General features: G+C 67.9%; 13 protein-coding genes. 4 read left to right on the forward strand and 9 right to left on the reverse strand.

Annotation, left to right across the window (positions count from 1 at the left end; genetic code table 11):
- Positions 1-20 precede the first annotated feature (20 nt).
- The 4 genes from murU to AC3IR9_RS05035 all read right to left on the reverse strand — a co-directional run bounded on the left by murU (position 21) and on the right by AC3IR9_RS05035 (position 3,634).
- Positions 21-722, reverse strand: a complete 702-nt coding sequence (gene murU, locus AC3IR9_RS05020; RefSeq protein ID WP_489294432.1) for an N-acetylmuramate alpha-1-phosphate uridylyltransferase MurU — start codon at positions 720-722, stop codon at positions 21-23.
- The gene (locus AC3IR9_RS05025; protein ID WP_489294433.1) at positions 719-1,744 is read right to left on the reverse strand and encodes an aminoglycoside phosphotransferase family protein; all 1,026 of its coding nucleotides are present in this window, start codon (positions 1,742-1,744) and stop codon (positions 719-721) included. Before AC3IR9_RS05025 ends, murU begins: the two co-directional genes overlap by 4 nt.
- A 57-nt stretch (positions 1,745-1,801) precedes the next feature.
- Positions 1,802-2,071 carry a GlsB/YeaQ/YmgE family stress response membrane protein gene (locus AC3IR9_RS05030; protein ID WP_489294434.1) on the reverse strand — a complete coding sequence of 90 codons (270 nt, stop codon included), beginning with the start codon at positions 2,069-2,071 and terminating at the stop codon, positions 1,802-1,804.
- Between the two features lie 69 nt (positions 2,072-2,140).
- Positions 2,141-3,634, reverse strand: a complete 1,494-nt coding sequence (locus tag AC3IR9_RS05035; protein WP_489294436.1) for a M20 family metallopeptidase — start codon at positions 3,632-3,634, stop codon at positions 2,141-2,143.
- Positions 3,635-3,881: 247 nt separating this feature from the next.
- Between AC3IR9_RS05035 and AC3IR9_RS05040 the strand changes: the two genes are divergently transcribed.
- The 4 genes from AC3IR9_RS05040 (at position 3,882) to AC3IR9_RS05055 (ending at position 7,112) form a co-directional block, all read left to right on the forward strand.
- A complete protein-coding gene (locus AC3IR9_RS05040) occupies positions 3,882-4,163 on the forward strand; it encodes a ComEA family DNA-binding protein (protein WP_489295713.1) in 282 nt (93 codons plus the stop codon).
- A 503-nt stretch (positions 4,164-4,666) separates the two neighbouring features.
- Positions 4,667-5,734 carry a L,D-transpeptidase gene (locus tag AC3IR9_RS05045; RefSeq protein ID WP_489294438.1) on the forward strand — a complete coding sequence of 356 codons (1,068 nt, stop codon included), beginning with the start codon at positions 4,667-4,669 and terminating at the stop codon, positions 5,732-5,734.
- Positions 5,735-5,761: 27 nt separating this feature from the next.
- A complete protein-coding gene (locus AC3IR9_RS05050; protein ID WP_489294440.1) occupies positions 5,762-6,481 on the forward strand; it encodes a murein L,D-transpeptidase catalytic domain family protein in 720 nt (239 codons plus the stop codon).
- Between the two features lie 25 nt (positions 6,482-6,506).
- Positions 6,507-7,112 carry a HutD family protein gene (locus tag AC3IR9_RS05055; protein ID WP_489294442.1) on the forward strand — a complete coding sequence of 202 codons (606 nt, stop codon included), beginning with the start codon at positions 6,507-6,509 and terminating at the stop codon, positions 7,110-7,112.
- 876 nt (positions 7,113-7,988) lie between these two features.
- On the opposite strand, the gene AC3IR9_RS05060 is transcribed toward AC3IR9_RS05055, so the two are convergent.
- The 5 genes from AC3IR9_RS05060 to AC3IR9_RS05080 form a co-directional block, all read right to left on the reverse strand.
- The gene (locus AC3IR9_RS05060) at positions 7,989-9,596 is read right to left on the reverse strand and encodes a sulfite reductase subunit alpha (protein ID WP_489294444.1); all 1,608 of its coding nucleotides are present in this window, start codon (positions 9,594-9,596) and stop codon (positions 7,989-7,991) included.
- A complete protein-coding gene (locus AC3IR9_RS05065) occupies positions 9,593-10,573 on the reverse strand; it encodes an FAD:protein FMN transferase (protein ID WP_489294446.1) in 981 nt (326 codons plus the stop codon). Before AC3IR9_RS05065 ends, AC3IR9_RS05060 begins: the two co-directional genes overlap by 4 nt.
- A 91-nt stretch (positions 10,574-10,664) precedes the next feature.
- Positions 10,665-11,471, reverse strand: a complete 807-nt coding sequence (locus tag AC3IR9_RS05070) for a DUF4198 domain-containing protein (protein WP_489294448.1) — start codon at positions 11,469-11,471, stop codon at positions 10,665-10,667.
- A 56-nt stretch (positions 11,472-11,527) separates the two neighbouring features.
- Positions 11,528-12,046 (reverse strand): DUF2271 domain-containing protein, encoded by a 519-nt coding sequence (locus AC3IR9_RS05075; RefSeq protein WP_489294450.1) that lies wholly within the window; start codon positions 12,044-12,046, stop codon positions 11,528-11,530.
- A 21-nt stretch (positions 12,047-12,067) separates the two neighbouring features.
- The gene (locus tag AC3IR9_RS05080) at positions 12,068-12,703 is read right to left on the reverse strand and encodes a PepSY-associated TM helix domain-containing protein (protein WP_489294452.1); all 636 of its coding nucleotides are present in this window, start codon (positions 12,701-12,703) and stop codon (positions 12,068-12,070) included.
- Positions 12,704-13,185 lie beyond the last annotated feature (482 nt).

The raw sequence follows: 13,185 nt of genomic DNA on the forward strand, positions 1-13,185 counted from the left end.
CCGCCGACCAACGGACGGCGCTACGGCAGGGCCGCGTCGAGTTGGGCCAGGCGTTCGGGGCTGCCTACGTCGGTCCAGCGGCCGCTGTGGTGCTGGCCGCTGACGCGGCCCTGCGCCATGGCGTGACGCAGCAACGGAGCCAGCCCGAACCTCGGCGGAGTGGCCGCGGCACCGGCGGTGGCGCCGATCACCTCGCGCCATCGGTCGAGAATCGCCGGGCGGTACACGCCGATGCCCGCATAGGTGAGGCGTGCGGCGTCGCCGTCGTCGCGGACCCGGCCATCGGCGTGCAGGATGAAATCCCCACGCCGGTGCTGCACGGGATTGTCGACCAGCACCAGGTGCGCGTCAGCGGATGGATCGCGCGGCAGCACGGTGAAATCCACGTCCGTCCACACATCGCCGTTGACCACCAGGAACGGCGCATCGCCCAGCACCGGCAGCGCGTTGAGGATGCCGCCACCGGTTTCCAGGGGCACCGTGCCTTCGTCGATGAAATGCAGGCGCAGGCCCCAGCGGTCGCCATTGCCGAGTGCGGGGTTGAACTGGTCGCCCAGCCAGGAGGTGTTGATCACCACCTCCTCGATGCCCGCCGCCGCCAGGCGTTGCAGATGCCAGACGATCAACGGCTTGCCCCCGGCCACCAGCAGCGGCTTGGGCGTGTGCAGGGTCAGCGGACGCATGCGCTCGCCCTTGCCCGCCGAGAAGATCATCGCCTTCATGGGCGCGCCAGGATCGGGCTGGCCAGCTGGGCCAGCGCCGGCTTGATGCGCTGTTGCAGCAGGCGGTCCAGCGCGGCCAGTTCGGGATGGCGTGGCAGCACTTCCTCCAGGTAACCGATGAAGCGCGGTGCATCGTCGAAGTAATGGCCCTTGCCGTCGCGGTCGCGCAGACGCACGAACAGGCCGAGGATCTTCAGATGGCGCTGGATGCCCATCCAGTCGGCATCGCGCAGGAACAGCGGCCACGGCCGCACCGGCAGCCCTGCGGCCAGCGCCTGGGCGTGGTAACGCGCCAACCAGGCATCCACCCGCGCCAGCGGCCAGCTCAGGAAGGCATCCTTGAACAGGCTCACCGGGTCGTAGGCGATCGGCCCCCGCACCAGGTCCTGGAAATCCAGCACCGCCGGGCCGTCGTCGACCGGCATCAGGTTGCGCGGCATGTAGTCGCGGTGGGTGAGCACCTGCGGTTGCTGCAGGGCGTTGTCCATCAAACGACGGTGGACCTGCTGCAGCTGCTCCAGCTCGTCGCCGCCCAGCTCCAGCCCCAGGTGCCGTTGCAGGAACCACTCGTCGAACAGGCCGGCATCGCGCTGCAGCAGCGCTTCACCGAACGTGCCCATGCCCTCGGGCACCGGGATCGACTGGATGCGGATCAACTGCGCGAATGCGGCATCGAACCAGGCATCGGCATTGTCCTGGTCGATATGCCGGGCCAGGGTGGGGCCGCCGAGATCTTCCAGCAGCAGGAAGCCCTGGTCGATATCGCGCGCCAGCACCTTGGGCACGCGCACGCCGTTGGGTTCAAGCAGGTCGTGCATGCGCAGCCACGGGCGCACGTCTTCCAGCCCGGGCGGGGAGTCCATCACGATGTGGCTGCCGCGCACGCTGGTGGCCCGCCAGTAGCTGCGGAAACCGGCATCGACCGAGGCACGGTCGAGCGCCAGGTGCGCATCGTCAAGCGCGGCGCTGGCCCACTGGCGGCGAAGCTCGGCGCGCTGGGGGTCGGAAGCTGGATCGTTCATGGACAGGTACGTCGAAGCGGCACCGTGTGGCGCCGGGAGGAATAGGGGAGGGGCGCCTCAGCGCTTGCTGCTGAACAGCCGCAGGATCGCCAGGACGACCACTGCGCCGAGCACCGCGCCGAGGAAGCCAGCCGGTTCACCGGCGGCATACCAGCCCATGTACTGGCCGAACCAGCCGGCCAGCAATGCGCCGCCGATGCCGAGCACGATGGTCAGCAGGCACCCCATGCGGTTGTTGCCGGGCATGAAGAAGCGCCCGAGCAGGCCGACGAAAAAGCCGACCAGGATGATGTAAAGCCAGCTGCTGCTGCCGAACAGTCCGTTCATGCCATCTACGCCTGCAAAGAGTGGATGCAGCCTAGCAAGGCCAGGCTGCATCCGTCACGCCAGGGCCGCTCAGCAGCAGCCGTGGCCACCGTGGCGGGTACCGCTGTCGGCGGCGACCGGCGAGCCGCTGGTCTCGCCACGCAGGCTGGCCGCGTAGTGCTCGCTGATCACCTTGGACACGCAGGCGGTGACCTTCTTGCCCATCGGGATGTGCAGGAACTCGTTGGGGCCATGCGCGTTGGAATGCGGGCCCAGCACGCCGGTGATCATGAACTGCGCGCCGGGGAACTTCTCGCCCAGCATGCCCATGAACGGGATCGAGCCACCTTCGCCCATGTACATCGCCGGCTTGCCGAAGAAGGTCTGGCTGGCGTCGTCGATGGCCTGGGTGAGCCAGGGTGCCATCGCCGGGGCGTTCCAGCCGCTGGAGGCCTTTTCCAGGTCCAGCTTCACTTCGGCGCCGTTGGGCGGATCGCGCAGCAGCGCTGCCTTGAGCAGCTCGCCGCAGGCCTTGCCATCGGCGGTCGGCGGCAGGCGCAGCGACAGCTTCACCGCGGTATGCGGGCGCAGCACGTTGCCGGCCGAGGCCAGCGCCGGCATGCCGTCCACGCCGGTCACCGACAGCGCCGGGCGCCAGGTGCGATTGAGCACCAGCTCGGTCAGGTCATCGTTCATCGGCGTGAGCCCGTCGACCATCGGGAATTTCTCGAAGATCGCGGTGTCCACGACATCGGCCGCACGCTTGGCCTGTTCCAGGCGCTCGGCCGGGATCTCCACGTTCATGCCATCGATCAGGATGCGGCCGGTGTTCTCGTCCTCGATCCGCGACAGCAGCTGGCGCAGCAGGCGGAAGCTGGACGGCACCACGCCGGAGGCATCGCCGGAGTGCACGCCTTCATTGAGCACCTTGACCGAGAAATTGCCGCCGGTCAGGCCGCGCAGCGAGGTGGTGCACCACAGCTGGTCGTAGTTGGCACAGCCCGAATCCAGGCACACCACCAGCGACGGCTTGCCGATGCGGTCCGCCAGGTGGTCCACGTAGGCCGGCAGGTCGTAGCTGCCCGATTCCTCGCAGGCCTCGATCAGCACCACACAGCGCGCGTGCGGCAGGCCCTGTTCCTGCAGCGCCAGCACCGCGGCCAGCGAGCCGTACATGGCGTAGCCGTCATCGGCGCCACCGCGGCCGTACAGCTTGTCGCCGCGCAGCACCGGCACCCACGGGCCGAGGTCGGCATCCCAGCCGGTCATTTCCGGCTGCTTGTCCAGGTGACCGTAGAGCAGGATGGTGTCGTCGCCGGTTTCGGCGCCGGTGGCGGGAATTTCCAGCAGGATCAGCGGCGTGCGGCCTTCCAGGCGCACCACCTCCACGGTCAGGCCGGGCAGGTTCTGGGCGCGGGCCCAGCCTTCCATCAGCGTGACCGCCTGGTCCATATAGCCGTTCTCCACCCAATTGGCGTCGAACATCGGCGATTTGTTGGGAATGCGGATGTATTCGACCAATTGCGGGACGATCTCGCTGTCCCACTTTTCACTGACGAATTGGCCGAGCTTGGCGCTGTCCATCTGAAACTCCGAATGCGTTGGCAAGTCCTCGCATTCTACGCCCGCGCGCAGGGTAGGGATTTCCCTACATCACGTCGGGTATTCGCCCGGCTGTGTGAAGCGGGTGTGGACGATAGGCTGTGTGTATGTGGCGAGGGACACTGTGACCTCCGACGGGATAGCCGGTGCGTACCGGTTCCAAGCCACAAGGAGTAGCAAGGTGGGGCCTTGGTTTTCGTGGAAGGCGCTGCTGCTGGGGATGCTCGTGATGGCCACTGCGAACGCGGCTGACCGGATCGACATCAATACAGCGGATGCGTCGACGCTGCAGCAGGGATTGGCGAACGTGGGGCCACACAAGGCCGAAGCGATCGTCGCATACCGGCGACAACACGGACCATTCCTTCGGGTCGAGGACATGACCCGGGTGAAGGGGATAGGGACAGCAACCGTCGAACGGAATCGACAACGGATGACGACGGGGATCATGAAGAGCCCCGCTGTGGAACCGCCCAGGAGGGCGTTGCCGGCATCCGTACCGAGGCGCTGATCAACAGGAAGGGTCGGGGACGGGCAGGGAGCCGGTCATGGCGCGCCGGGCAGGACGCACGGCGACACCGACGATCGCAGGGAAGCGGTACACAGGGATGTGGCGCGAAGGATTGGCGCGGATCCATCAGGACGATGGCATCCAGACCCGGGAAGGGCTGTGATGGCGGAACAGGATACGGCCGAGTGCAGGGAGCATGGCCGACACCCATACTGGGCAGGACGCGCAGGGGGAAGGCGGGAAGCCGACAAGGACGTAATGATTGCCCGGAACCGCACAGGATGTGTGGCCGGGCAATTTCTTTTTGGGGCGTTCCCGAGCGCGGCGGCAGGTTGTTCGAGCGTGCGGCGATCAGCGTCACCACCAACGGTGGTGACCTGCCTCCTCCCGCAAAGAGGCCGTCGCCGCAGGCGAAGCCTCGCAGTTTTTTTCGAGCGCGCCATTACCTGCTACATGCAGCGCGGTGGTGTAGCGTCTGCGCATCACTGGATGGAATGAACCCCATGGCACCACGTCGCGCATTGCTTGCCCTGGCTTTGACTACCTTGTTCGCCACCGGACTGGGCGCGGCCGTGGCCGCGACACCGCCGGCCACGCCTGCCGCCGACAAGGCCACCGCCGCACCGCGCGGCCCGACCGATCTCAAGCCCGGCGAGTTTCTCTGGCATCCGGAGATTTCGCCGGCCGGGCCCATCGTGCTGGTGGTCAGCCTGGATGAGCAGCGTGCCTACGTGTACCGCAACGGCATCGCCATCGGTCTGAGCACCATCAGTTCGGGCAAGACCGGGCATGAAACCCCGACCGGTGTGTTCACCATCCTGCAGAAGGACAAGGACCACCGTTCCAACCTCTACAACAGCGCGCCGATGCCCTACATGCAGCGCCTGACCTGGGACGGCATCGCGCTGCACGGCGGCAGCCTGCCCGGGCACCCGGCCTCGCACGGCTGCGTGCGGCTGCCCCAGGCGTTCGCGCAGAAACTGTTCGGCGAAACCAAGCGCGGCGATACCGTGGTGGTGGCCGATGCCAAGAGCGCGCCGATGACGCTGGCCTATCCGGCGGTGCTGGCGCCGGTCAACAGCACCGGCAAGCCCTTGCTGGAAACCACCGACGCACCCGAACATTATTGGAACGATGCCGCCGCGCCCACCGGCCAGGTCGGCATCCTGGTCAGCCTGCACGACCAGCGCCTGTATGTCCTGCGCGATGGCGTGTTGATTGGCGAGTCGCGGCTGCAGGCCAAGGCGCTGCCGGCGTTCGAGGGCACCACCCTGTTCGTGATGCAGCAGGGCTACTCGGACGTGCCCAGCCCGCTGGATGCGCACCAGCGCCTGCACAAGTGGACCGCCTACCCGCTGCTGGGCCAGAGCGCCTCCAATGCCAGCCCGGACCTGCTGGCCACGCCCAGCCTGCCGATGGCGTTGCCGCCGGCCTTTGCCGAGCAGTTGTACAAAGCGCTGGTGCCGGGCACCACGCTGCTGGTGACCAGCCTGCCGGCGGTGCGCCCGGTGGCCGATGAACAGAACCTGCAGCCGGTGTTGGAATCGGACGCGGGCGGGTCCACGCTGTAGGTCTGGATGGCTGCCGGTACGCCGTTGATGCGTGTGTCTTCGATCTTCCTGCTGGGCTGGTACGGGCTGGCGCTGAGCGCGCCGGCCGCTGCCGCGCCGACCCCGTCCGCGGCGCGTTCGGTTGAGCTGCCCCCAGCGCAGCTGGCCGAGATGCTGGCGCGCGCCGCACCGGGGGCCGACCGCAAGGTGCTGCAGCTGGCCGCCCATGCCAGGTTCTGCGCGCTGCGCCGTCCCGAGCTGGGCGTGGACCCGTCGCGGCTGAGCGTGATCGACTACTCGCGGCCGTCCACCGAGCAACGCATGTGGGTGTTCGACCTGGACCGGCAGACGCTGCTGTTCGAGGAATGGGTAGCGCATGGCCGCAATAGCGGCGGCAACCAGACCGAGCATTTTTCCAATCGCGACGGCAGTTTCATGTCCAGCCTCGGCGCGTTCACCGCCAAGGAAACCTACCTGGGCGGCAACGGTTACTCGCTGCGGTTGGAAGGGCTGGAGCCAGGCTTCAACGACCATGCACGCGACCGCGCGATCGTCATCCACGGCGCGCCTTATGTGAACCCGACCATCGCGCGCCTGCAGGGCCGCCTGGGCCGCAGCCTGGGCTGCCCTGCGGTGCGGCTGTCGATCTCGCGGCCGTTGATCGACAGCCTGCGCGGCGGTGCGCTGGTGTTTGCCTACTACCCGGACAAAGAGTGGCTGGCGCGGTCGCCGCTGCTGGCCGCCGACTGCGGCGACCGCGCCGGCTGAGCGCGCGCTGGGGCACAATGGCGGTATGTACAACGCCATTGCATTGGGCGCGCCCACGCGCGTCATCCCGAGTGTCCTGTACCGCCGCGAGCGCTGGCGCAATGGCCTGGGCTGGACCCGGGAGATCCTGCGCGTGCCCGACAACGACGACTGGCAGGTGCGCCTGTCGATCGCCGAGATTGAACAGGACGCGGCGTTCTCTGCGTTCCCCGGCGTCGAGCGTGAACTGGTGTTGTTGCGGGGCGAAGGCCTGCGCCTGTGTTTTGCCGATGGCGCCGTGCACACCCTGCTGCCACCGCACCAGCGGCTGCGGTTTGCCGGCGAGGCGCAGGTCAGTGGTGAGCTGGTTGACGGGTTGACCCACGATTTCAACCTGATGTGGCGACGCGATGCGATCGACGCCGAGCTGCTGCACCGGCCGTTGGTGGGCAGCATGTTCTTCTTTACCGAACCGGGCACGGCATGGGCGATCCACCTGCTGGCTGGGCAGGCACAGTTTGACGGCGAGCCGGACCTGCTGCCGCTGGCGGCTGGCGACACCGCGTGGCTGGCAGCCGGCCCGCGCAAGCGGTTTGCGTTGACCGGCGGTGGCGAATTGTTGGCGATCCGGATGCAGACACGCACCCCCTGATCGGGTAGGTGCCGACCGTTGGTCGGCACGATGCGTCGGCATGCATGGATTGCGTGCCACGACCAACGGTCGTGGCCTACCGATGGGCTCGTGGTGCATTGATCCGGTCATGACCGATCCACCGGTAGGTGCCGACCGTTGGTCGGCACGATGCGTCGGCGTGCATGGATGGCGCGCCACGACCAACGGTCGTGGCCTACCGATGGGCTCGTGGTGCATTGATCCGGTCATGACCGATCCACCGGTAGGTGCCGACCGTTGGTCGGCACGATGCGTCGGCGTGCATGGATTGCGAGCCACGACCAACGGTCGTGGCCTACCGGTAGGGTCGTGGTGCACCGATCCGGTCATGACCGATCAACCGGTAGGTGCCGACCGTTGGTCGGCACGATGCGTCGGCGTGCATGGATTGCGTGCCACGACCAACGGTCGTGGCCTACCGATGGGATCGTGGTGGATCGATCCGGTCATGGCCGATCCACCGGTAGGTGCCGACCGTTGGTCGGCACGATGCGTCGGCGTGCATGGATTGCGAGCCACGACCAACGGTCGTGGCCTACCGATGGGGTTGTGGTGCATTGATCCGGTCATGACCGATCCACCGGTAGGTGCCGACCGTTGGTCGGCACGATGCGTCGGCGTGCATGGATTGCGAGCCACGACGAACGGTCGTGGCCTACCGATGGGGTTGTGGTGCATTGATCCGGTCATGACCGATCCACCGGTAGGTGCCGACCGTTGGTCGGCACGATGCGTCGGCGTGCATGGATTGCGAGCCACGACCAACGGTCGTGGCCTACCGATGGGATCGTGGTGGATCGATCCGGTCATGGCCGATCAACCGGTAGGTGCCGACCGTTGGTCGGCACACGCGGTTCAATACACGTCGCGTCGATACCTTCCGGCGACGATCAGGGCCTCCTTGCCTTCACGGCCGAGGGCGCGTTCGATCACCGCATCCACCGCCGGCGCCATGCCCTGCAGGCTGCCGCAGACCAGGATCGTGGCGCCTTCGCGTGACCATTCCCACAGCCGGTCGATGTGGGCCTGCAGGCGATCCTGCACGTAGCGGTGCTCGCCACCGTCGCGGCTGAACACCGTATCCAGGTGTTCGATCCAGCCGGCCTGCTGCCAGGCCTGGAGATCATCGCCGTAGTAGAAATCATGCGCCTGCGTGCGCTCGCCGAACACCAGCCAGTTGCGGCGCGCGCCGGCATCGATGCGTGCGCGCAGGTGTGCGCGCAGTCCCGCGATGCCGGTGCCGTTGCCGATCAGGATCAGCGGTGCGTCGTGCGCGGGGGCGTGGAAATTGGGGTTGCGGCGAAAACGCAGATCGATGCGTCCGCCGAGCGCGGCGTGGTCGCACAACCAGCCGCTGCCCAGACCGGGCGTGCCGTCCGGATGCAGTTGCCGGCGTAGCAGCAGCTGCACGTGGCCTTCGCCGGGCATGCTGGCGATGGAGTATTCGCGGTGCGGCAGCGGGCGCAATGACGCCACCAACGCCGCCGCGTCGTTGCCCGGTGTTTCATCGGCATCGGGCAGATGCGCGCGCGACAGGTGCGTGTGCAGGGTGTCGCCGTCGATCTGCTGCGTGCCGTCCAGCGCGGTGGCGGCCAGCCACGCATCCACCGCGGCGGGCGCATGCCGCGGGCCGATTTCCACCACGTCGCCGGCCTGCCACGCGGGCAGGGCGCTGTCGGCGGGCACCAGCGATACGCGCCAGGTGCCGGCACCGGGGCTGCCCGGGTTTTCCAGCGTGCGACTGCGCAGTTGCCAGTGCAGGTAATCAGCCGGGGTCCAGTCGGGCAGGTCGGTGGCGCTGCCGCCGAGCTGGCCCAGCAACTGCTGCCAGTGGCGCAGGGCGGACGGGTCGGCGTTGTCCACTTCCACGGTGTCAAACAGCGGCCGCGCGCCGTGCTGGCGTAACCACGCATCGAGCTGGTGGCCGAATGCACAGAAATGCCCGTAGCTGCGGTCGCCGAGCGCCAGCACGGCGTACTGCAGCTGTGGCAGTGCCAGCAGCTGTGGCATCACCGTGCGCAGGAACGGCAGCGCGTGGTCGGGCGCATCGCCTTCGCCGGTGGTGCTGGCGATGAACAACACCCGCGTGGCCTGCTGCAGCGCCTGCGCGTCGAGCTGGTGCAGGCCCCGCAGACGCACCGGCACACCGGCCGCGCGCAGCGCCTCGGCGCTGCGTTCGCACAGCTGCTGGGCAAAGCCGGTCTGGCTGGCCCAGACCAGCAGCAGCGGTGCCTGCCCGCCTGCCACCGCTGCATCGTCGCGCGGCCGGCCCCGCCACCAGATCAGGGCGCAGAGCACGGCATAGCCGAACACGCTGGCTGCGGCGATGCGCCAGTGCGATGCCAGCGGTGCGCCCTGCCACCACGGCTCCTGCAGATGCAGGCGTAGCAGCAGCCACGCCTGCACCGCCAGCAGGGCGATCACCAGCAGGTTGCCGACCGTGGCGCGCGAAGGACGGCTCATGCGGGCGGCGCTTGCGGTGCATCAATCAGCTGCGCGAAGGCCGGGCTCATGTGTTCTTCGATGCCGTGCGCGCCGCGGCTGACAAAGCGTGCGGCCAGCGCGTGCTCGCGGGCGAAGGCCAGGCCCTGCGTAACGCCCATCACGGTCAGCGCGGTGGCCCAGCCGTCGGCGTGCATCGCATCGCGTGCGGCCACGGTGACCGCCGCGGCCGCACGCGTAACTGGCGCGCCGGTGCGCGGGTCCAAGGTGTGGCTGAACTGCGCGCCGTTCTGTTCGAAGTGGTGCCAACGGTCGCCCGAGGTGGCCACGGCCAGGTCATCCAGTGCGAGCACCCGCGGTGACAGCGCGCTGCTGGCCTCTTCTTCGGGACCGGCTTCGACCAGTACGCGCCATGGCTGGCCATCGGGCTTGCGGCCGTAGCCGTGCAGTTCGCCGCCCACTTCCACCAGCGCGGCGTGCACGCCCTGCTGGCGCAGCCAGGCGCTGACCTGGTCCACGCCGAAGCCTTTGGCGATGGCGGACAGGTCCAGTTCCACGCCACCGGGTTGGTGCAGGGTCTGATCGGCCCAGTGCAGACGCTGCCAACCGCAGCGGGCGCGGGTGGCGGCCAGCATGGCCGGGTCGGGAATGCGTTGTGCGTGCGCGTGCGCGCCGAATCCCCACAGCGCCACCAGCGGGCCGATGGTGGGGTCGAAGGCGCCGTCGCTGCGCGTTGCGATGTCCAGCGCGGCCTCCATCACCTGCGCGAACAATGCGGGGAGGCGGTGCCTGTCGCCGGGTGCGGCACGGTTGAAACGGCTGATGTCGCTGTGGGCTTCCCAGGTGCTCATCTGCGCGACGATGGCATCGAGCTGGCCCTGGATGCCGGCATGCAGCGGGTGCAGGTCGCGCGTGCGCGCAACCGCCAGTTTTACCTGCCAGGTGGTGCCCATGGTGTGGCCACCGAGGCTGGCGATGTCGTATGTGGGGTCGGTCATGAGGGTGGGCATGGCAGGCGTGGTCGGCCCGATTGCCGGCTGGGATCCGGGGGAAGCCCCCTTCATGCTGAAGGGGGCGCTGCAACGGCGGTTACTGCGGCAGCACTTCCAGCGTAGCCACATAGCTCAGGCGGCGGGTCTTGGCCTGCTTGAGCGAGGTCTTCTTGTCTTCGCTGCCGGTTTCCAGCCAGTACATGCCGGCTTCCGGCCAGGTCACCGAGAACTCGCCCTTCTTGTCGGAGGTGACCTTGATCTCCTCCTGGGCATTGCGGTAACGGGTGCCGCCGCGGGTGATCTCAAAGGCCAGGCCGGCGCGCGGCTTGCCATCGACCAGCACGCGGAAGCGGGCCGGCTCACCGGCGACCAGGTCGTTGGGATGGCCCAGCGCGACCATTTCGATGCCCTGCTTGGTGGGCTTGAGCGCGGTGTCGTTGGGGGTACCGTTGGTGACGAAGGTCTCGACGCGCCCCACCGACTGTGCAACCTGCAGCTTCTTGGCCTTCTTCGGCACTTCGCTGGCGAAGGTGGCCGCGGTACCGCGCCAGCGCTTGGGCTTGCCGTCTTCTTCCCAGCTGGCCGACAGGCCGTTGTTGACGGTGGCCAGGCGGTAGGTGCCCTGCTGGGTGAGTTCGACATCGAACACGCTGCGGAACTTGCCGGTGGCCGCGTTCTGCGGCTGCACGGTGCTGCCGTCCGGGGCGGTGATCACCAGGTTGTCCAGGCGCAGCGGCACGTGGTTGAAGTAGAACAGGTCGTTGGACACGGCCGCGTCCACGGTGATCCACGGATTCTCACCGGCGATGACGGTCTGCGAGGGCTGCAGCCAGGCCTTGTGGGCCAGGGCGGAGAACGGAAGTGCGGCGGCCAGGGCGGCGGCTAGGACGAGCGAGCGCTTCATCAACAACTCCATGTAGTCAGAACAGGGGCTGCCCGCCGGGGAGGGCGGGCAACAGGTCAGGGCGTGGCGGTCAGGGTAACCAGGCCGAGTTCGGTGGCCCCTTGGGCCTTGCCATTCTGGGTGGCGGTGACCGGCCAGGTGAAGGGAATCTTGAGCAGTTCACGGCCGCCGACTTCGCGCACCGCTTCCACCACGAGGGTGTAGTTGCCGGGGGCCAGGGCTTTCAGTGCGGGCTGCTTGTCGTTGAACGACAGGGCCTGCTTGCCGGCCGGACGGGTGGGGCCGGTGACGCCATCGACGGGCACGTCCAGGGTGCGGCCGCTCTTGCGCCACCACTGGCGCAGGTCGGGCAGCCACTTGGTACCGTGGCCTTCGCTGTTGCCGGTCTGCTGGTACCAGACCGAGAGGTTGGCGGCCACTTTCTGGTCGGCGCCTTCCAGCCACACGGCCACATACGGACGGTGGTATTCGGCGACGGTGAGCTTGGGCACTTCGACGTTGATGTCCAACGTGGCCGCGTAGGCGGGCGAGGTGGCCAGCAGGCCGCTCAGGGCGATGGTGAGGGTGACGCGCATGGTGCGGCTCCGGGGGGCAGGTCAGTGGATGAGAAGGAGGGCGATGAGCAGGGGGATCATCAGGCCGAGGCCGACCAGCGGCCAGGTCAGGCGACGCTGCCGGGCATGCAGGTGCAGCAGGAACAGGCCGGTGATGCAGAACACCAGGCACGCTGCGGCGAACACATCCAGGAACCAGCCCCAGGCGGGGCCGGCGTTGCGCCCTTTATGCAGGTCGTTGAAATAGGACACCCAGCCGCGCGCGGTGGATTCGTATTCGACCGCACCGCTGGCGCGGTCGATGCTGAGCCAGGCGTCGGCACCGGGGCTGGGCATGGAGAGGTAGATCTCGCCATCGGACCATTCGGCGGGACGGCGGCCGATGGCGATACCGAGCTGGGCATCGAGCCAGCGGCTGGCGCTGCGCGGGAGGGGAGCGTTGCCGTCGGGGCGGTCGCCGAGCTTGGCCAGCAGGTCGGCGGGCAGCGCCAGTTGGCGGTTGACCACCTGCGGGCTGGCTTCAATCCTGGCGGCGTGGTTGAGGGTGATGCCGGTAGCGGCAAACAGGAGCATGCCGATGAGGCACACGGCCGAGCTGATCCAGTGCCACTGGTGCAGGGTGCGCAGCCAGAAGCCGCGGCTTTGTTGTTGCTGCACGCTGGAGGGGGGAGTGGCCACGGTCACGGGATCAGGATCTGAATGGCGAATTACACCATTGATGAGAATGGTTCGCAATTTGTGGGTTGGGGTGGGGCATTTTGGTAGAAGCCAGAACCAAAGCGGGGATTGGCTGCTACGGGTAGCGCGAGGGTGGGCATGGGTCCACGGGACTCGCTGCAAGTACGTCCCTGTAAGCTCCTAAGCCGCATCCATGCGGCTCAGGGTCCCGTGAACCCATGCCCACCCTCGCGCAGAAGGGACATCGGCGCGTCGGGGAAGAGCGGGTCTGCTTCGAGAGTTGGGGGAAAGCAGCCGAGCAGCGCAGTATCCGTAGAGCCGAGCTCTGCTCGGCTGCTCCTGCTCCTGCTCCTGCTACTGCTCCTGCTGTTGCTCCGCTGTTGATTCTCGTTGGGCGACCGATCCACTGTCTGGGGGCGGTTGGGGTGGGGTTGCGGGGCCGTAGAGCGCCATGGATGGCGCGAACGAGCTTACAGGGACGT

This window comes from Stenotrophomonas sp. GL_101 (assembly GCF_057835675.1).